The organism is Desulfogranum japonicum DSM 18378 (assembly GCF_000429945.1).
GTDB lineage: Bacteria > Desulfobacterota > Desulfobulbia > Desulfobulbales > Desulfobulbaceae > Desulfogranum > Desulfogranum japonicum.
In genome coordinates this window covers 22,796-42,510 of sequence record NZ_AUCV01000042.1, presented here as the reverse complement: position 1 = coordinate 42,510, position 19,715 = coordinate 22,796, and the positions used below count along the sequence as shown (strand labels likewise).

Sequence of the window (19,715 nt, the reverse complement as noted above, 5' to 3'; positions counted from 1 at the left end):
GATGAACCGTATACAGGTTGGTTATTGAAGAGGAGGATATAATGAGTAAAAAATACGTACTGGCTATTGATCAGGGAACCACCAGCTCCCGCGCCATCATTTTTAACAAGCAGGGTGAGATTGTTAACGTTACTCAAAAAGAATTCACCCAGTACTTTCCTAATCCGGGCTGGGTAGAACACGACGCCATGGAAATATGGACTTCTGTGCAGTCCGTAGTAGCTGAAGCGTTGGCACATCAGGATATTAATGTTGATGATATAGCGACCATTGGTATCACTAACCAGCGTGAGACCGCTGTTGTCTGGGATAAAAACACAGGAAAGCCTGTGTACAATGCAATCGTCTGGCAGTCTCGACAAACTATGGATATCTGCGAAGAAATGAAGGCCAAAGGCCTTGATCCCATGGTTCGAGAAAAAACCGGCCTGCTTATTGATGCGTACTTTGCCGGCACAAAGGTAAAGTGGATTCTGGACAATGTGGAAGGTGTCAGGGAAAAAGCCGAAAAAGGTGAACTGTTGTGCGGTACCATTGATACCTGGCTGGTTTGGAAGCTCACTGGTGGTAAGGTACATGTTACCGATTACACCAATGCTTCCAGAACTATGATGTATAATATCCACGAACTGAAATGGGACGAAGAGCTTCTTGAGCACCTTACTGTTCCTGCATCCATGCTGCCGGAAGTTCGACAATCTTCTGAAGTGTACGGCACAACAGATAAGGAGAAATTTCAAGGGCTCGAACTGCCTATTTCCGGGATGGCCGGTGATCAGCAGGCCGCATTGTTCGGTCAGACCTGTTTTGAAGCCGGTATGGCGAAAAACACCTATGGAACCGGTTGTTTCATGCTCATGAATACTGGTGAAAAAGCGGTACCATCAAAGAATGGTCTGCTGACCACCATTGCCTGGGGTGTAGATGGCAAGGTTGAGTACGCCTTGGAAGGGTCCATTTTTGTTGCCGGCTCAGCCATTCAGTGGCTGCGTGATGGTATGAGAATGTTTCGCGATGCCAAGGACAGTGAGCTGTACGCCACCCGTGTCCAGGGAACTGATGGCGTGTATATGGTGCCTGCCTTTGTCGGCCTTGGTGCTCCATATTGGAACTCCGAGGTACGAGGAGCTGTTTTTGGCCTGACCCGTGGAACCACCAAAGAGCATTTTGTCCGTGCAACTCTGGAATCTCTTTGTTACCAGACCAAGGATGTTCTCTCTGCAATGGAATCTGATTCAGGTATCAAGTTGGAAACACTCCGGGTAGATGGTGGTGCTGTGGCCAATGACCTGATGCTGCAGATCCAGGCTGACCTGTTGGGAGTACCTGTCGAGCGACCAATCTGCATTGAAACCACTGCACTGGGTGCTGCCTATCTGGCTGGTCTGGCAGTAGGGTTCTGGGCTGATAAGAACGACATTGTAAAGAATTTTGGCATTGATCGTGATTTCGGTCCTAAGATGGAAGCTGAGGAAGCTGCCAAACTGTATGCTGGTTGGCAAAAAGCAGTCCAGGCTGCCATGGCATTCTAGTCATTTTTTTAAGCCGGATTTCTCACGACTTTGTACGGTTTAATATTCCGATATCAGGCCGGTATATAAACAATCGTTCGTGAGAAATCCGGAGTAATTCATGTCTCCTTTGACATTTGAGTGCATGCTTACTTGCAGGTCGTAATTTTTTGCAGTTGGCTGATGAATCTGAAAGGGAATACAGTAACTACCCTTTCCGGATTGCATCAACACTTCTGGAAATAGACGCTGTGTGCAGTAAGCAATCATATTGATCACTTTTTCGACTGGAAGGGCACCGGTCGGAAAGGTGATACGTGCAAAAGAGTTCGGCCCCTGTTTACCCCCTACCGCTGTCGCCCTTCTTTGTATTTATTAGCCATTTCCAAATAGCTTCGTAATTTTTCGGTATTATCATATACTTTATAAGAACGGATTTTCTTTTTGACTAACATCATTACGTGAAACATACCATGCCAGCACCAAATAAAACTAAAATTGTATGCACCATAGGTCCTGCCTCAAGGTCACCGGAAATACTTGAAAAGTTATTAACAGCCGGCATGAACATAGCCAGGCTGAATTTTTCGCATGGAGAGTTTGAGCAACATAAAAAAGACATCGAACAGATAAAAACCGTTGCAACCAGATTGGGTAAGCCGGTTGCCATCATGGCGGATTTACCTGGCCCAAAGATTCGTATTGGCGATCTGGCCGAAGAGGAAATCGAACTGCTAACCAATCAGGATCTGATTCTGACAACAAAAACTGTTATCGGGACCACGGAGAAGATTTCAGTCAATTTACCGAATTTGCATGAAGTTGTTCAGGCTGGAAGTTATATTTTTCTCAATGACGGTTTTATTCAGCTGAAAGTTAAGGCAATCAAGGACAGGGATATTCATTGTCTGGTTGTTGTCGGTGGGCCCTTACGTTCAAGAAAAGGATTGAATGTACCGGACGTTGACCTGGGGATTGATATCCTGACTGACAAAGATAAAGAAATTGCTGCCTTTGCCCTTAAAAATGGAGTGGATGCCTTGAGCCTTTCCTTTGTTGAAAAAGGGGAGGATATTGCTCAACTCAGACAGGTGGCAACTTGTCTTGGTTACGACCCCTTTATTATAGCAAAAATTGAACGATCCCAGGCCATCAAAAATCTGGATGACATCCTGAAGCAGGCTGATGGTATTATGGTGGCAAGGGGGGATCTAGGTGTAGAGATACCCATTGCCAGGATACCCATTGTGCAAAAAATGATCGTGCAAAAAGCCAATTTGATGGGTAAACCAGTTATTACCGCGACTCATATGCTGGAATCCATGATCCATAATGTCATCCCCACCAGGGCTGAGGCTACGGATGTGGCAAATGCTATTCTGGATGGAACAGACTGCGTGATGTTATCTGGTGAATCGGCGGTGGGCAAGCATCCGGTGGTCTCTGTCACCACCTTAAGCGATATAGCTGTGGAGGCCGAAAATTTACGGAGCACGAAAAAATCCGACACCGCCACTATCACTAGCCCGACAATATGTTCATTGGATATCATTGCGTCCAGTGTGGAGGCGTCTGTGTATCGACTTTCACCTGCGGCTGTATTTGTTCCCACGCGCAGTGGCGCCACAGCAAGGAATATTGCCAGGTATCACTTGCCCGTGTGGGTAGTGGGAGTCAGTTCAAAAGAAAAAAGTTACAAGGATATGGTGTTCTCCTACGGTGTTATCCCTGTCCATGAACCGGATCATCCCACCAACTGGCGTAAGTGGATTGAAGCAAAACTCAAAGAGTACGGGTTCAACGGTAACTGGGTTATCCTGACCGAAGGGCCGTCTTCAAAGTATCCTGATCGAAACGACAGGATGGAACTCATAGATTTAAAACGTAAATAGCGTGCATCCTGAAATGTTTTTCAGCCATTGTTAACGTTAGGTTTACATGAAAAACAATCCATTTCAGGATAAGCAGTCATCTATACAAAAAGTCATCATTGACGAGAAGAAGGAGATATATTGTGAGTATTCAAGTTGGTATTAATGGTTTTGGTAGAATTGGTAGAAATATTTTTCGTGCCCTGCTCAAAGATCCTGTTTTCAGTGACATTGAGATTGTGGCCATCAATGATTTGACCGACATAGCAACCCTGGCCCACCTGATAAAATATGATTCCGTGATGGGAACCATGGACGCTGAAGTGGAGACCTATGAAAATGGCATTGTGGTCAATGGGAAAAGAATCGCGGTTACCGGCGAGCGCAACCCTGCTGATATTCCCTGGAGTGCTGCAGGGGTTGATTATGTTGCTGAATGCACCGGCCTGTTCCGTGACAATGAATCTGCTCAGGCTCACCTCGATGCAGGAGCAAAAAAGGTCATTATCTCAGCACCTGCAAAGGGAGGTGTTAAGACTTTTGTCATGGGAGTGAACGAAGACGAATATGACTCCACCATCCATCACGTTGTATCAAATGCCTCCTGCACAACCAACTGTCTGGCACCGTTTGCCAAAGTGATCATGGATAAATTTGGTATTGTTCGCGGTTTAATGACCACTGTACATGCCTATACCGGTGACCAGCGCTTACTGGACTTCCCTCATTCTGACCTCCGCCGGGCCAGGGCCGCAGGACTCTCCATGATTCCCACCAAGACCGGAGCCGCCGCCGCTGTCTCCCTGGTGATTCCGGAACTTAAAGGGAAATTTGATGGATTGGCTGTTCGTGTTCCTACCCCCACAGTGTCTCTTGTTGACGCGGTTATGGAAGTGGAAAAGGAGACCACCGTGGAAGAGGTTAATGCAGCCTTGAAAGAAGCTGCCAACCGATATCTTGGCTATACAGACCTGCCCCTGGTGTCCATTGATTTCAAGGGAGACAGCCATTCTTCCATTGTTGACGGGCAGTGCACCAAAGTCATTGGCAAGAGCATTAAGGTGATGAGCTGGTACGATAATGAGTGGGGGTACTCCAACCGTATGCTCGATCTGATCAAGCATATGGATCAGAGTTCTGTACTGTAAAAACAAAAAAATCAGATGGCCGGGCTTCTTCCGGCCATCTGATTATTATTCTAGGTGATGCTGCTCGCGGATTCGATTACTCGATGGGCAGTTCCGACCAGTTGGTTGTTGCACCTGATAGTTTCCGTAGTACTTTCAGGCTCAGCAGGTTTCGAGTGCCATTGCTGAGTATCTGAAAACTTATCCGTGCCTTACAGGGTACAGGCAAGGTGTCGGGAGTGATTTCCACCCCCTGTTTGTTCACATACGTTGTAGTCTCCAGAAGTTCATAACGTGTTTGTTCTGCAATAACATATTGCATACCTGAAGACGAGGCACCGTCCCCTTCCTCAGCCGAATCAACGCCTTCTGCGTTATTACTTTCCTCGTATTTGTCGCTGACCGTCACTGTCATGACATGAGTGGGATAATCACTGTCCTCTGCCAGAGCCGGTGTTACCCAACTCAGCAGACTGACCATCACAACAAGTAGAGCGAATGTATGGAAAAGTCTCATTTTTGCATCTCCAAGGTTGTACGGATTACTTTTGCTGCCAGTATTGCAGTCCACTGCGGATGTTGAAGGCAGGGTCTATGGGTAGACTTCCAATAACACCTGTACTTTCTTCAATCAATACCTTAGCCTCGTTGTTAGATTGGGTGCCAACATGAATAACCGGTGAACTGGCGAGGCCTGCTCCTAAAGGAGCACGATCTCTAACAGTAGGGGGCGTGCCCATATTTAGTCCTATTCCACCTGTGAAGACTTGCTCAGCATAGGCGGTGCCGGTCTCAAAATACAGCGCATAAAGGTAACTGTTGCCACCAAAGGCACAGATGTCGTCGCTAGGCACGTATGAGGTGAACAGCGTTATACCACCGATTAAAGCGGGCTTTTCAACAGACCTTTCGCCTGGATCAGGTAAGGTTCTCCGCCATCCTTCATAGGTTCTTGCGTTGGAAACCTGTTGAGAAAAAGTTAAAGCACCAAGACTGGTTGAGGAGGTAACCATGGCCACTGGATCTTCAGTAAATGTACAGATACAGGAACCGTCACCAAAATAGTCGCCATCTCCTGATGTGCCCAGGAATCCTGTTGTCAGTGTATAGTCCATTGAAAGACAGCCATCTGTGACAGTTTCCGTACACGCCCAATAGCCTGCATAACATGAGCCTCCGTCTTCAAGGAGATCTCCTTCCATGCCAACGGTTACTCCGGCTGCAGTACAATTTCCAGCAGCACGTTCTGTATAAGACCAGGAAGGCGGAGAAATCTCTTCAGCTTTACAGTTCCCATCATCAACGATGTCTCCAAAGCTAACACCGACGCAGCCATCAGTAACAATCTCTGTTTGCTGCCAGTACATGGACTGGTAATCGGTTGTGTCTGCCACAACCCCTTCCTGTACTCCGTCACAGCCATTGGCAACTTTTTCTATACATCCCCACACGGGCTCCTGGTAAGGTGCACAGTAGCACTGATAGCTGCCATTGTTAACCAGGCCAAGAGTGCCGTCTGTTACGCCTGCACAGGCCGTGGCATCATCGATTCCTGCAGTTGCAGATGTACAGGAGGATTCAGGCCAGTCATACTCAGCAATACAGGAGCCATCATTGTAAATATCTCCCACCGCTCCGGAGGGTACAGCAGAACAGTCTCCAGCAGGGGCTTCGTAATAGCCCCATGGATGAATAACGCTATATGGGTCGGCATCCAGCAGATCGTTTTCGTCCATGGTCAAAGTTTTGCTTTGGTCCAGATAGTAGGTATCAGTCCCAACAGCGGCAGCATAGTTGTAGGAGCTGTCATGACCCGATGCTGAGTGTTTCATATTGAAAAAAGGATCTTTGAGACCATAAAAATAGTTATCTTCAACATCAGTTTTATCATCTTGGCTCAAATATCGGCCAGTTCCAAAATACAGCCATATATTTCTTGAAAAATCCATTGACAGTGAACCTGGAGCTGTAATGGGTGCCGGTGAATCAAACAATTTGCGAATAGTCCAAAATGATGGATCGTCATTGTAGGTGCACTCACAGTCATCTATACTGTCTCCATTGGTATCAAATGATTCCACTGTTCCATAAGGTTCACTGCTACAGGATGTTTGACAGGACCAGGGGACTGTGATTCGGTACATGCTTCCATTCCAGTCAGGAGTCTTGTTGGCATTGGTGTTGCTGTCGTAACTTTGACCAATATATACCGAGTCAACATTGAAGTTGAGTCCATAGTCTAGACTCACGGCAGATCCCATAAAGGCCTGGATTTCAGGAAGCTCAAAACGCCACTCATTCGTGCCGTCTGTATAGGGTGCACCAGTTGCAAGATCAACGATGAATACTTTGCCTGAACTCGAGCTGGAACCGTCATAATCATCAGGGCCAGATCCAAGGACAGCAAAAAATTTGTTGCCAACTTTGATGACATTGGGAATTGACCAAGTAAAGTCCATTCCTACATATTCTCTTTCCCAAAGCAGTTTGGGGTTACGAGGATCAGTAATATCAATGGCAAAATATGAAGGTGTAAAGGTTTCAGTGGTATCTGCTGTATTGGTGTCATAGTCAAAATCATCGGTGACTGAAATTTCCTTGCCACCCATTCGTAAACCTCCGATCAAGATTGTTCCCCAACCGTTAATGTGTACCCCGTCACTGGCCTGACTGGTAAATATTTTGACATCTGCAACTCTAGGTTTCAGATCAACGTAGTAGACGTGGGTATAATCTGTCCTGGGAAGCCATTTCAGATGGGGCAACAAGGTCCTGGGAATATAGGCCCAGAGTTCTGTTCCGATTTCTTCGGTGCTTGCCGCCGCTGTTGGAGCTACAAATTTTGAGTTATCCTCATCAAATTGCCAGAGTGTAAAGGCATGAAGCATGCCATCGTTGCCACCTGTGTATATGATTTGTTCTCTATCCATATGTTTCAGGTAAAAGTCGTCATAGGAGGCATCTCCATAAATAAGATCAAATTGTTCCGCGGGAGCCCCCACTGTAACTGGTGTGGAATGGACTATATCACCCAGTCGCCAGACTACATTTGTTCCATTCACTGGTAACAGACGACTACGTATCTCGGTTTCACCACTAAAGCCGTCTTCATATCCCCTGATAAAGCGAATAAGGTTACTAACTCTATCATCCTGATCAATACCATTGGTGGCATCATCTTCACCAAGATAACTCCAGGTTGTACTGTCTTTAACTCCGAAGTAGGGTTTAAGTAACGAAGCATTGCTTTGAGAAAATTCGATACCACCATAGAAAGACTCAGAACCGTCACCGGCCAAGGTGGTGAAAATGGTTCGTTCTGTATCAGGATCTGTCAAGTTGGCAAGAATACTACCCACTTCCATAATCGGGGTAATTTCGTCCATCGCTATTTCGTCAATAGCACCGTCATCGCAGAGGCAGTCTCCTCCGTTAAATGTGCCGTTTTCATCACCTGCCACACCTGCACAGGCAATGGATACATCAATAAGAGGATCGGTGGATGAACAGGTGATCTCGATTTCAGGGTAATTGTCTTCTTCACAGTAACAGGCATTGCTGTTGAAATAGCCGGTTGATGTTCCTAATACACCGCTGCAGGCAATGGCGTCATCAACACTTGAGTCAGTGGATGAGCAGACAATTTTATCCACCGCATATCTCCGTATGACGGTATTGCCGTCAGCAGCCGAATGATATTGAACGATTAAATCCTCACCAGGATCAAGGGTGAGGTTACCATTGGTATCTTCTCTTATATTTCCCAGGGTGTCTACCCAGAGACTTTGCAGATAGCCAACCCAACTGATTTGGTCATCTGTCGTGTTCACTGTTGGACGAAAGTAGGCTTGGCTGAGTGTTCCCTCACCTTCACTGGATGTGGCCAGAACTGAAACCGCGGTTCCTGAAGATGCCCGTTCCAGAATATCGTTGATGGCAGCAATGAGCTGGTCTTCAAGCTTGTATCCATCCTGTGCCTCAAAATAGGTGTCAGGGTCTCCATCACCGTTATTATCCCATTCTTTGCGATCTACAGCGGCATCACCGTAGTCACCATCGGGTACGCCGTTACTGTTCAGATCTTCAAAACCACCATTACGGGCAGCGTCCTTGAGTAGCTGTTCAGCGTTGACATCGGTGCCAAAGGCATACACTGTATACAGTATAAGATTTTGATCCCCATCAAGGTCAGAACGAAGGTCATTGGTCCTGGCATACAGGGCAACGTCATCCAGGAAATCAGTTCCTCCGTCGGAGTAGTCACAATTACTACCCGAGGATTCAACGCAGCCGGTGTTGTCTCCGTCACCATCGTAATCTTTCAGGTAACTTGGGAGCTTTCCATCTTTGGTTGAAGCTCCGTCAGTAAGGAGGATAACAAAGCTTTTCGCACATTCAACAAACTGACTGTCCTGATAATAGGGGTCATTGGTATTGTTGATTGCACCAATGGCAGAACCGTGAAAACCAAGGGATGATAAAGGATCCTCCTGTTTGAAATACTGCATGGCCACGTAATAGGCTTCAGACAGCGGGGTGTATGTATCGGCCCCTGTATTTTGCAGGTCTGTGATCAGGCTCTGCAGGTTGGATCCGATGCTGCTGGCAATAAAGCCACCTTCGCGATTGGTTCCTGTACCGTAGTAAAAGAATTCATTGCCCCAATACGCTTTGTCCCAGAATTTTTGCATCACACCAGCCAGATTCTGATCATCGTCAAAATCATCGGTGTCATAATTAACCTGCTTGTCAATGGAAAGGCTGAACCGCTGATGGCCATTGTTGTCATAGGGACTGCCATCGTTGTCAGTATCTACCTTGATATATCCATCATCAATGCCATACATGACTGTATTGTTACCTGTGGAGTATGGGGTGACTGCTGAACCGACGGAACTGTTGAAATACCTGTTAAAATATCGACTTGACTGTGCAGGGTCTTCTGCATAGTTCACCTGATTGCCGTTACCCTGCCTGGAACTGGCAAGACCGCCCATGATAACCTTTCTGGCAACATCTATACGGCGCATGGTTGCCCAGTTCATCCAGTTACCGTCCCAGAGGTTGTTGCTTACGATTGCAGCGTTGTTAAGGCAGGTTGAGTTCCAGCCGCTTTCATCTCCAGGATTACTTAAATCACTGGGATAAATAACATTCCAGCAGGAGTTGGTGAAGTCGTAGTCGACTTTCTTGTATTTATGGTTGTACTTGTTGCTCGAATAGGTGTAGAACCAGTCGGGATTAAAATAGCCGTAATATAATTGTTCCTGTTCAGACATTTTGTAGGTGATATGCAGGGTAGGCGCTTTGGAAGAACTGCCATCATAGGAATACGCATCTCTTTTTCCTGTTTGGCCTGCACTGTCATGCCTGATTTTGAAAGCCATTGCATTGCCTGACTCCCAGCCGGACCGGTCGATTATTTCCTGAACAATTGATACAATACTTGGCGTTTTTTTTACGTCGTTGATAGGGGACCATGGCTGGGTGGTAGGGCTGGTGGTGTCATTCCAAGTTACGGTACTACTGGTTTCTGGCCTGTCTGTGCTGCTGGAAATATTGTATGCGCTATCTGCAAATGTTTCGGCATTATCGGTATCTTCTCCCACAATTTCCAGGGAAATGTCTGCGTATTCCGTACCGACTGCTCCTGCTCCTCCACTTGGAACTCGCTGCACGGTAAACTCCAGCCATGCTGCTGTGATTATCGCACCTTGAGGTATTTCAATATCCTGAAAGCGGACGCCGACGGTGTTGGGACTGTTGGTTGAAAAACCACCAAGATCCAGGTCTGCACTGCCATTATTTGTATTTGTGACACCGCTTGCGTATTCCTCTGCATCATCGGTACTGGTAGCGACCCGGTACGTCAATTCTGCTGGGTAGGGGGTGCCGATGTAGGGCTGATCGGTTACGACGCCACCATTGGATTTTGGTGATCCATAGGCGTTTAAGTTCATGGAGCCGGAGTTATCCAACATGATCAGAATGTTGGGCTTAACCGGATTAACTGTAAAGACAGGATAGGCCGTATAATCGGCCAGGTTTGGTTCAGCAGCAGTGGCCGGACCGGAAATAAATACACCGGCCAATACCGTCATCCCAATGAGGTTGTACAAGGATATCGTCTTCATCATAATCCTCCGGGTCTGGGGATATATTTGTACACAGCTTCAATATTGGCTTCACCATTGCCAGGGGCTGTTCCTGTTGAATTAAGGAGATACAGAAGTGCAAACGACTTTGGTCCACTTCCCCCCCCATATAGGTCGCCATATTCAGCTGACTCGCCTTCTAGTAGTTTTGATCCAAGGGGGAGAATATTTACGGAGGTAGTTTCAGTGCTTTGCTGGAAGGTAATGGTCGTGCTTGGATCTCTTCCGGAACTTTTATCAAATTGCTTTGCAATTTTTTTATAAAAATCATTACCGACTTCAGAAGCATTGGTGTCTGGATCTATCATCTGCACATTCTGTATATTTATCGTCGACCTGGATACAATGACTTCCCTTATCGGTTTAGGAGCTGCATAAATACCACTGTCTGCCCTGTAAAAGGCTGATTTGGCAATACGATCATTGGCAGATGATCTCAATTCCATAATGGAGGTTTGGGTGGCCATAATGCCAATCAAGCTCAGAACAAGCATGATGATCAGACAGGTCACCAGGACAAATCCTCGCTCCTGATTTTTTTTTCCCCTGTTATCCATTCTTTCTATCCCTCGTCTACATACTTGATTTTACATAGTCCATGACCATGCTTTTCTGAGTCGCTCTATCTGTATATTGAACTGTGATGGTGAGTGCTTTCAGATTTTCCATTGGGGAATCTTCATTTACCGTCCAGCTGACGCTGTAGTGGCCGTCAGGTGATGCGACTGGAGCGGGGGCAGGATTGGCTGTCGTATCCTTTAGCAGATTGTCGTCATATGGCAGCTTAATCAGATATTCTATCTGATCAGTAACCCATGCTGTTCCCCATGTGATACCGGTGGCCGTTGTATTGCTATTGATTGCAGTGAGTTGCATGGTAAACAGGCTCATGACGCCTACCATCAGTACAAAGAGGGCAACCATAGCCTCAACCAGGGTGAATCCCTGTTCCTCTCGTAACATTCTGGCTTTCATAGTCCCATATTCCTCAGGTTAACAGTAGTGATCATCAAGCGACGCCGATAGTTATCGTTTACAGCCCAGGAGACACCTGAGTTGATGTTGTAAACACCTTTTTGGATGTTTGAGTCATTGGAGGCTGGCAGGTACACTTGGTTATTTGTAAATTTTTGGTCCGGGTTCCGTACACGTGCCAGGATAGAAATGACAATAGCTCTGATATTGTCAAACTCGGCTGCAGCCGGGGCAAGTGTAGGGGTAAAATCATCACCTACCAGATAAAGCAGTTCCAATGCTTCAATATTATCTGCAATGGGGAAAGGGCCGGGATTTACAGGATCGTTGGTCGTTCGATCAATAGAGGCCGTGCCAGCAGTGGCTCCTGCAAAAGGGGTAAAATTGGCATCCACCACGCCATCATTATTCGCGTCAGCTCCAGCAGTAAATCCATAGGTAATGCTTTCTTCTGGGTCTGCTACGTCACCATCACCGGGGCTTTTTTCAGCACCATTATCATTTACATCCAGAGTAAAGGTAACGGTGGTACTGGTGGCTGCTACTATTCCTGCATCAGCAGTAAGCTGTGGGTCGCAGCCAGCCATACGCAGTTCACGTACCATAAAGTTGACCCCACCGCGTAAATGCTGTTGCATTTCAACAATTTGATCTTGGGCTGTCTGACTTCGCTGCTGACTGATATATGCAGAATACAAAGCGGCAGATATCAGCGATGCTATCACCATGGTGATCATCAGTTCGACAAGGGTGAAGCCTATTTGCCCTGTACGACGAAAGAGGCTTGTGTGCATGTTGTTCATCAGGTTCATGATCTTGCTCACAGGAGTTAGTTTTGTCGAATATTTCCAGAAAGAGACAGGGTTATGGTTGATGTATTTGCTTGGCTGTTATTGAGTGTAACGGTACCAAAGGCTATTGGACTTCCAGTTGGCAGGAAACTTGTGCTGGCCATTTGTGCAGCGCCATTGCATAGGGCCACGTCTGTGGGCATTTGAGTGGTTCTGATGACTGCTTCACCAGGGGCGCGTATTCCATCGCCGGCTGCCCCTCCACCAGCTCCGTCATCGGTAAACAGGGTGTAGGAACCTCCCGGCGACGGGATATTGGGAAGACCTGGGCAGCTAACCGTTGTGACCGTTATGCCGATGGGAGTGTTGTTTTTAATAGCAAGAGATTTAGCTTCCTGCATGTCGAGGAAAAAGCCACGGGAAGCCTGCCGCAATCGTAAATTGGGCAACCAGGAGAAAAAGGCGGGGGTGGCAATAGCAGAAAGGATAGCGATAATCACCATGACCGTTAATACTTCAACTAAGGTGAATCCATGTTCGGTTTTTAAACGTATCATTTTTGCCCCAATTGTATATTGAAGTGAGCATATAAATATAAATTACGAGATAAGATTGTTTACCCTCTAAAATTTTACGTCTAATCGGAACAGAATGTCAAAAGATATTGTATTTGCAATGTTTTTAGCAATATTCAGGCCTGTTTTGAATACGCTGCTTTTAATTGATTTAGAGTATTGAAATCAATTGGTTCCGGAGGAAATATGAGATCTAGGTGGGGAAGAAAAAGTGCGAATGGAAAAAAAATTAAGGAAAAACAGCCAGATTTGTAAAAAAAATTAATAGGTATATTAAGATGGGGTTAAGAATATAAAATTTTATTATTAAATAATCCGCAAAAGGTATTGTGATAGTTTATTCTTCACTGGCTGTGGTAGGGATGAAAGATAGTGACTTGTTTCCCAGGTATTGGGATCAACGTTGAGAAGCTATGCAAAAAATGTGTATGCTGTTACGAGGAAAGGCCGGTTTGGAACTTAAGGATATCGGAGGATGCAAGGGCCACTGAAAAAATAAATTATCCAATCTTGCTTGTCTCTCAACTTGGTAACGTCGTCGCGTCAATAGCTCAATACGGCCAGTATGGAACCATTGACGCGACGACGTTACCAAACAGATATCCTACGCAATTTTTGGATATTTATTATTTTCCGCGACCCTAAAGTTCCACCTGAATATTGCAAATATTCAGGTGGAAGAATGTATGAAAACACGCTACGGAATGCCTGTGCCTGTGCAGGGATGGATGATCCTTGTGTGTCAGGCCGTTTCGAGTAAAGGATGCCCCATATCAGCGCGCTGTTGAACATATTTCTGGGCCACCGCCCTGGCAATATTACGAATTCTGCCTATATACCGGGTTCGTTCAGCAACACTGATGGCCTTGCGGGCATCCAGCAGGTTAAAGGTGTGGGAGCATTTGAGGCAGTAATCGTAGGCAGGTAAAATGAGATCTTTTTCCACCAGTTTGAGGGCTTCCCGTTCGTAATTGTTGAACGAGGTCATCATATCCTCGATGTTTGCCTCTTCAAAGTTAAAGGCAGAGAATTCTTTTTCTGCCTGGTGGAAAATTTGACCGTAGGTTACGTGCTCATTCCATTTGATATCATAGACTGAATCAACCTTCTGCAGGTACATGGCGATGCGCTCAAGTCCGTAGGTTATCTCCACAGTAATAGGCTTCAGATCTATGGAACCTGCTTGCTGGAAATAGGTAAACTGAGTAATTTCCATGCCATCCAGCCATACTTCCCAGCCCAGTCCCCAGGCTCCAAGGGTTGGAGATTCCCAGTCATCCTCGACAAAACGGATATCGTGTTCCAGCAGGTTAAGTCCGAATCGTTTCAAACTCTCCAGATACATTTCCTGGACATCTTTTGGAGAAGGTTTAATGACCACCTGGTACTGATAGTAGTGTTGCAGGCGATTGGGATTTTCACCATATCGTCCGTCTGTTGGACGGCGGGAAGGTTGTACGTATGCTGCTTTCCATGGCTCAGGTCCTAGAGATCGTAATAGGGTGGCAGGGTGAAATGTTCCGGCACCCACCTCCATATCGTAAGGCTGCAGAACAACGCATCCTACTGATGCCCAGTAACTGTTCAGTGTACCGATGATATCTTGAAAGTACATGGTCAGGTGAAAATCCTAAGTTGATTGTTAACAAATGATGGCTACTGTAACTCTACAATCTACCATAGTGGCCTGGTGGGGTAAACGAATTTGTATATATTCTGAATTTATGGGCTTTCGGAAAGGATGCAGAGGCAACACAGCAAGGCAGTTAATAATGCTTCATTATATCAATGTGTTACCGATGCTGTGGCTGTGCTTGTATATGGAGCCCTACCGGATGGCTCAGTGACTTTGTGGTTGTATGTGCGTTGCAGCTATCTGTAATGGCTATATATTTTATATCAGATTTGTCGTCAGCTGTTACTTCAGGTATAAGCTTTCCTACACCGGGCCATTTACATTAATTCCAGTTTTACTGTGCAGTGTGAAATAATATGGAACCACAGTTTTTGCGCATTCGTGGTGCTCGAATGCATAACCTGAAAAATATTTCTGTTGATCTTCCCCGTAATAAGCTGGTCGTTTTTACCGGGTTATCAGGCTCAGGGAAGTCGACACTCGCCTTTGATACTTTGTACGCAGAAGGACAACGCCGCTACGTGGAGTCCCTGTCTACCTATGCCAGGCAGTTTCTTGGGCAGATGAATAAACCTGACGTGGATCTGTTGGAAGGACTTTCGCCAGCTGTTTCCATTGAGCAGAAAACAACCAGTAGAAATCCTCGTTCCACAGTGGGTACTGTGACTGAGATTTATGATCACCTGCGTTTGCTGTATGCCAGGGCAGGGCGGCCCCATTGTCCAGAATGTGGTGATCCCATTCAATCCCAGTCCATTGAGGATATGGTCAATATCCTTCTTGATCGGCAAGAAGGGGAAAAAGTGATCCTGCTTGCACCGGTAATAAAACAAAAAAAGGGTCAACATGAACAGGTGTTCCAGAAATTACGCAAGGATGGATTTGTGCGCGTTCGTGTTGATGGCGAGATCAGACAACTAACCGAAGAATTCAAGCTGGAAAAGAATAAGCATCATTTTATTGATGTGGTTGTTGATCGGTTAGTGTTGAAGCCTTCAATACGCAGGCGTCTGGATGAGTCAGTTTCTACTGCCGTGCAGGTAAGTCATGGTATCCTGGTGGCCTTGTTTCCTGAAAGCGGTGAGGAATTGCTGCTCAGCGAATCTGCTGCCTGCCATCGCTGTGGTATTTCCGTCCCTGAATTATCTACGCAACTTTTTTCCTTTAATAATCCGCAAGGTGCCTGTCCCGTATGCAGTGGGCTTGGTGCCAATCAGTTTTTAGACGAAGAACGGATCGTGGCTGATCCATCGTTGAGTCTTCTTGAAGGGGTTATTGTACCGTGGACGCATCGGAAATTGTCAACCTATGCAGGGCAATGGATAGAGGCCTTTGCGCGGCACTATCAATTCAATCCGGCCACACCTTTTGAAGAGTTACCCGATAAAGTGCAGAAGGGTATATTATACGGAACCGGTAAGGAAAAATTGGAATTTCATCATCAAAGGGGAGACAGGATTATTATTTCGAATCTTGCCTTTGAGGGGGTTTTGCCCCGCCTGGAACGTTTATTCCGGGAGACTTCCTCGCCAAGAGTGCGTGAGGCAGTGACCAAATTCATGAACGAACAGCCATGTCCCGTATGCAAGGGGAAACGTTTAAAGCCAGAGGCCTTGGCAGTCAAGGTTGGCAAGTGGTCAATAATGGATCTTACAGCTTTTTCCATCGAACATTTGGTCAGTCGATTGGAGGAACTCGAATTCACACCTCGGGAAGAGATGATAGCAACACCGATCCTGAAAGAAATCAGGGAGCGCCTGTCCTTTCTTCTGGGTGTTGGCCTGGGGTATTTATCACTGGACAGAAAGGCCGGCACGCTTTCAGGAGGCGAAGCGCAACGCATCAGATTGGCTTCACAAATCGGTTCTGGTTTGGCAGGCGTGCTCTATATTTTAGATGAACCGAGTATAGGACTGCACCAGAGAGATAATAACAAGTTGATTAAAACGTTGCTCAATTTGCGGGATCTTGGCAATACGGTCATTGTTGTTGAGCATGATACTGACACCATTGCTGCTGCCGACCATGTCCTTGATATTGGACCAGGTGCGGGAGTCCATGGCGGAGATGTCCTGTATTCAGGTCCTGTGCCGGGATTATTGGATTGTCCGGATTCATTGACCGGGGGATACTTGTCTGGGCGTCTTGAAATTGCCATACCGGAAAAACGACGCAAACCTTCTAAGGGTAAAGGTAGTTCGATCAGGATAACAGGGGCAAATAGAAATAATTTGAAGGATCTGCATGTTGATATTCCCCTTGGTATGATGACGTGTGTTACAGGAGTATCTGGATCTGGAAAAAGTTCCTTGATCATTGAGACACTGTATAATGAATCATATAATTTTTTTCAGGATCATAAGAAAAAAACCGGACATAAAGATATTGTACAAGGCCTGGAACAACTGGATAAGGTTATTGATATTGATCAGAGTCCCATTGGGCGTACACCTCGGTCCAATCCGGCGACATATACCGGCGTACTTACTCCTATCCGTGAACTTTTGGCACGTCTGCCGGAATCACGGGCTCGGGGATATACAGCGGGTCGTTTCAGTTTCAACATCAAAGGGGGACGGTGCGAAACCTGCGAAGGAGACGGAGTACTGCGTATTGCCATGCATTTTTTACCGGATATCTACGTGACCTGTGAACGATGCCATGGTAAACGCTATAATCAGGAAACTCTGGATATCGAGTATAAGGGAAAAAATATTGCTGATATTCTTGATATGACCGTGGAAGAGGGCATTGATTTTTTTAAAAATATCCCCCCTATCTATAACCGTTTGAAAACTGTCTATGACGTTGGCCTTGGCTATATTAAACTGGGACAGTCTTCAGTCACGCTTTCTGGTGGAGAAGCACAACGTGTCAAGCTTGCTAAAGAATTAAGTCGTCGTTCAACTGGCAAGACTTTGTATATTTTGGATGAACCAACAACCGGACTGCATCCGGCTGATATTCAACACCTGTTGACTGTACTTGGCAGGCTGGTGGATCAGGGAAATACAGTGGTTGTCATTGAACATAACTTGGATGTGATAAAAACAGCTGATCATATAATAGATATCGGTCCTGAAGGCGGAGACGGCGGTGGACAGCTAGTCGCCTGTGGAACTCCCGAAGAAGTGGCAAAGGTAAAATCTTCCTACACAGGCAGATTTTTGATTCAGACTTTAGGGCTGGATTGATAACCTGTATTTCTTGCTGGTATACTAAGATGGTATCGAAGTCCGAGATTTTTAGCTGAGTCGGATAATGAAGGAAATAGTGACTGTAACTTCTGATTTTACAGTATTTATTAATTAATGAAAAAAGGAAAAGAAATGGCAGAACAAGAAGCCCCGATATTTCGTATGCAGAAAATGTACATTAAAGATTTTTCTTTTGAGAGCCCTAATGCCCCTCAGGTTTTTCTTGAACGAAATCAGGACCCAAAAGTTGATTTTAATTTACAGGTAAAAAACACCAAAGTTGATAATGATCATTATGAAGTATCTTTGCTGATAACTGCCAAGGTTCAGGATAAGAATAATGATGACCGTGTGTTATTTATCATGGAAATAGAGCATGCGGCAATTTTCATTTTAAAGAATATTCCTGAAGAGCATCTAGCCAGGGTTATGGGAGTCGACTGTCCACTTATGCTATTTCCCTTTACACGACAAATTGTCAGTCAGGCTTCTGTAGATGGAGGCTTTATGCCATTTTTAATGGAACCCATTAATTTTGTTGCCCTGTTTGATAATGCTCAAAAGCAGAAGCAGGCAGCAAACTGAAGTAGTATTTTATTGAGGTCCGTTTTAGCAGGAGTTTGCAGGTAACTGATCACTCCACGGAGTCTCCCGCTGGTCGCTTACCTGCGAAAAACCGGGCTTGCACAAATCTGAAGCACCCGTGACCAGTTACAACTCAAAACTAACCGAAATATCAGTGTTGTTAACCCGAGATCAGTTACATTTGCAGGGATACAGTAAAAAAGGGGTGTCACCTTTGGTGACACCCCTTTTTAGTTGGAATGATGAACAATACCGCTGCGGTTTAATTACAAGGTAGCAACGAAGTCGTTGATCAAAGTAGAAACTGCTTTTTCGGTGGCTCCCTCAAACAGGGCATCGTACTGATAGTCAGCAAGTAAGGTCTCCGGTGAAACTTTTACGTCCACACGGTTGGTCCATACAACATCGCCGGTATAAGCATCCTGGACCCAGATCCTCAGCTGTACCACCGCCTGCGGAGTCTTGCCGGAATTGTGGGCCATGTGTCCGAGGTATCCGCCAAAGGCTCCCCAAAGAATGGTGTTACCCATATCACTGCCAGATACGCCAAAGATGGTCTGATCAGCTTTGGAGTAGGGCCAGTCTGCACCGTCCCCATACCAGGCACCGTAAACTCCGCCTGCAAGCATATTACCCCAGTTATCATATTTGTCTGAGTCAGCCTGACCAAAAGCGATCTGGTTGGTTACTCCGGTAACAAATCCTATTACGCCGCGTTTCCATGGAGCCCAGGATGGATCCAGACGATCTTTGTACTGGAGGATACGGCCACGGACAATGTAGTCAGCTGAGAAATGGCGTCCGATTTTTATAACCTCCTGCTGGCTAAGGCCATGGGTACCAGGACTGCCAAGAACAGGCATCTCATTGCTTCTTGATTTGGTCAGGTCGATATAGCGCTGCAGGTGACTTTTCATACCTGCAGACCATTCATCCTTCATCTCGTCTTCCAGGATAGAGGTTTTCTTTTTCTCATAGGAAACCACATCAATGATTTTGTGGTCCACCAGGTAGAGAAATACGTCTTCCTGCACAGGTAAATGAAAACTGTTACTGACAAATTGGTCTGTAAGGTTTTCAGTGACATATAAGTTTCGATTGTATGCTTTATCAAGTGTATCGGCATACGAATAATCTGCAAAAGGCAGTATAACTACAGTTTTATCTGCGCCAACAGTGCTTTTGGTTGCTGGTTGAACTTTCAGGGATTCTTGTACGGTTGTCCCGCAGCCTCCGAGAAAAAGCGCTAATAAACCTATCAGCAAGTAGCGATTGTACTTCATTCCATTTCT

At 45.9% G+C, this 19,715-nt stretch carries 13 protein-coding genes; 5 read left to right on the top strand and 8 right to left on the bottom strand.

Annotated elements, in window-relative coordinates; translation table 11 throughout:
- Positions 1 to 41 precede the first annotated feature (41 nt).
- The 3 genes from glpK (at position 42) to gap (ending at position 4,530) form a co-directional block, all read left to right on the top strand.
- Positions 42 to 1,532, top strand: coding sequence for a glycerol kinase GlpK (glpK, locus tag G493_RS0117350; protein WP_028581428.1), 1,491 nt, complete (start codon positions 42 to 44; stop codon positions 1,530 to 1,532).
- Positions 1,533 to 1,984: 452 nt separating this feature from the next.
- Positions 1,985 to 3,403: a pyruvate kinase gene (gene pyk, locus G493_RS0117345; protein ID WP_028581427.1), complete on the top strand. Its 1,419-nt coding sequence runs from the start codon at positions 1,985 to 1,987 to the stop codon at positions 3,401 to 3,403.
- Between the two features lie 122 nt (positions 3,404 to 3,525).
- Positions 3,526 to 4,530, top strand: coding sequence for a type I glyceraldehyde-3-phosphate dehydrogenase (gene gap, locus G493_RS0117340; RefSeq protein WP_028581426.1), 1,005 nt, complete (start codon positions 3,526 to 3,528; stop codon positions 4,528 to 4,530).
- Positions 4,531 to 4,606: 76 nt separating this feature from the next.
- Here the strand turns inward: gap and G493_RS0117335 are convergent, their stop codons facing one another.
- From G493_RS0117335 to glyQ, 7 genes are all read right to left on the bottom strand, one after another.
- Positions 4,607 to 5,026, bottom strand: a complete 420-nt coding sequence (locus G493_RS0117335) for a hypothetical protein (RefSeq protein WP_028581425.1) — start codon at positions 5,024 to 5,026, stop codon at positions 4,607 to 4,609.
- 25 nt (positions 5,027 to 5,051) lie between these two features.
- Positions 5,052 to 10,646, bottom strand: a complete 5,595-nt coding sequence (locus G493_RS0117330; RefSeq protein ID WP_153306571.1) for a pilus assembly protein — start codon at positions 10,644 to 10,646, stop codon at positions 5,052 to 5,054.
- Positions 10,643 to 11,221, bottom strand: coding sequence for a pilus assembly PilX family protein (locus tag G493_RS0117325; RefSeq protein ID WP_028581423.1), 579 nt, complete (start codon positions 11,219 to 11,221; stop codon positions 10,643 to 10,645). Before G493_RS0117325 ends, G493_RS0117330 begins: the two co-directional genes overlap by 4 nt.
- 16 nt (positions 11,222 to 11,237) lie before the next feature.
- The gene (locus G493_RS32430) at positions 11,238 to 11,639 is read right to left on the bottom strand and encodes a type IV pilus modification PilV family protein (protein ID WP_051309443.1); all 402 of its coding nucleotides are present in this window, start codon (positions 11,637 to 11,639) and stop codon (positions 11,238 to 11,240) included.
- Positions 11,636 to 12,451 carry a prepilin-type N-terminal cleavage/methylation domain-containing protein gene (locus tag G493_RS0117315; protein WP_028581422.1) on the bottom strand — a complete coding sequence of 272 codons (816 nt, stop codon included), beginning with the start codon at positions 12,449 to 12,451 and terminating at the stop codon, positions 11,636 to 11,638. Before G493_RS0117315 ends, G493_RS32430 begins: the two co-directional genes overlap by 4 nt.
- Positions 12,452 to 12,468: 17 nt before the next feature.
- Positions 12,469 to 12,987 carry a GspH/FimT family pseudopilin gene (locus G493_RS32425; RefSeq protein ID WP_051309442.1) on the bottom strand — a complete coding sequence of 173 codons (519 nt, stop codon included), beginning with the start codon at positions 12,985 to 12,987 and terminating at the stop codon, positions 12,469 to 12,471.
- 760 nt (positions 12,988 to 13,747) lie between these two features.
- Positions 13,748 to 14,620: a glycine--tRNA ligase subunit alpha gene (gene glyQ, locus G493_RS0117305; protein WP_028581421.1), complete on the bottom strand. Its 873-nt coding sequence runs from the start codon at positions 14,618 to 14,620 to the stop codon at positions 13,748 to 13,750.
- A gap of 377 nt (positions 14,621 to 14,997) precedes the next feature.
- On the opposite strand from glyQ, the gene uvrA reads away from it, so the two are divergent.
- Complete coding sequence (gene uvrA / locus G493_RS0117300) at positions 14,998 to 17,835, top strand: excinuclease ABC subunit UvrA (RefSeq protein WP_028581420.1); 2,838 nt, start codon at positions 14,998 to 15,000, stop codon at positions 17,833 to 17,835.
- Between the two features lie 117 nt (positions 17,836 to 17,952).
- A complete protein-coding gene (gene secB / locus G493_RS0117295) occupies positions 17,953 to 18,423 on the top strand; it encodes a protein-export chaperone SecB (RefSeq protein ID WP_028581419.1) in 471 nt (156 codons plus the stop codon).
- A gap of 266 nt (positions 18,424 to 18,689) precedes the next feature.
- On the opposite strand, the gene G493_RS29825 is transcribed toward secB, so the two are convergent.
- Positions 18,690 to 19,706: a hypothetical protein gene (locus G493_RS29825; RefSeq protein WP_035274962.1), complete on the bottom strand. Its 1,017-nt coding sequence runs from the start codon at positions 19,704 to 19,706 to the stop codon at positions 18,690 to 18,692.
- Between the last annotated feature and the right edge of the window lie 9 nt (positions 19,707 to 19,715).

What these genes read in the sequence shown, in the direction of transcription:
- glpK (WP_028581428.1), top strand. Translation starts at nt 42, where the DNA reads ATGAGTAAAAAATACGTACTGGCTATTGATCAGGGAACCACCAGCTCC.
- pyk (WP_028581427.1), top strand. Translation starts at nt 1,985, where the DNA reads ATGCCAGCACCAAATAAAACTAAAATTGTATGCACCATAGGTCCTGCC.
- G493_RS0117335 (WP_028581425.1), bottom strand. Translation starts at nt 5,026, where the DNA reads ATGAGACTTTTCCATACATTCGCTCTACTTGTTGTGATGGTCAGTCTG.
- G493_RS0117330 (WP_153306571.1), bottom strand. Translation starts at nt 10,646, where the DNA reads ATGATGAAGACGATATCCTTGTACAACCTCATTGGGATGACGGTATTG.
- G493_RS0117325 (WP_028581423.1), bottom strand. Translation starts at nt 11,221, where the DNA reads ATGGATAACAGGGGAAAAAAAAATCAGGAGCGAGGATTTGTCCTGGTG.
- G493_RS32430 (WP_051309443.1), bottom strand. Translation starts at nt 11,639, where the DNA reads ATGAAAGCCAGAATGTTACGAGAGGAACAGGGATTCACCCTGGTTGAG.
- G493_RS0117315 (WP_028581422.1), bottom strand. Translation starts at nt 12,451, where the DNA reads ATGAACCTGATGAACAACATGCACACAAGCCTCTTTCGTCGTACAGGG.
- G493_RS32425 (WP_051309442.1), bottom strand. Translation starts at nt 12,987, where the DNA reads ATGATACGTTTAAAAACCGAACATGGATTCACCTTAGTTGAAGTATTA.
- glyQ (WP_028581421.1), bottom strand. Translation starts at nt 14,620, where the DNA reads ATGTACTTTCAAGATATCATCGGTACACTGAACAGTTACTGGGCATCA.
- uvrA (WP_028581420.1), top strand. Translation starts at nt 14,998, where the DNA reads ATGGAACCACAGTTTTTGCGCATTCGTGGTGCTCGAATGCATAACCTG.
- secB (WP_028581419.1), top strand. Translation starts at nt 17,953, where the DNA reads ATGAAAAAAGGAAAAGAAATGGCAGAACAAGAAGCCCCGATATTTCGT.
- G493_RS29825 (WP_035274962.1), bottom strand. Translation starts at nt 19,706, where the DNA reads ATGAAGTACAATCGCTACTTGCTGATAGGTTTATTAGCGCTTTTTCTC.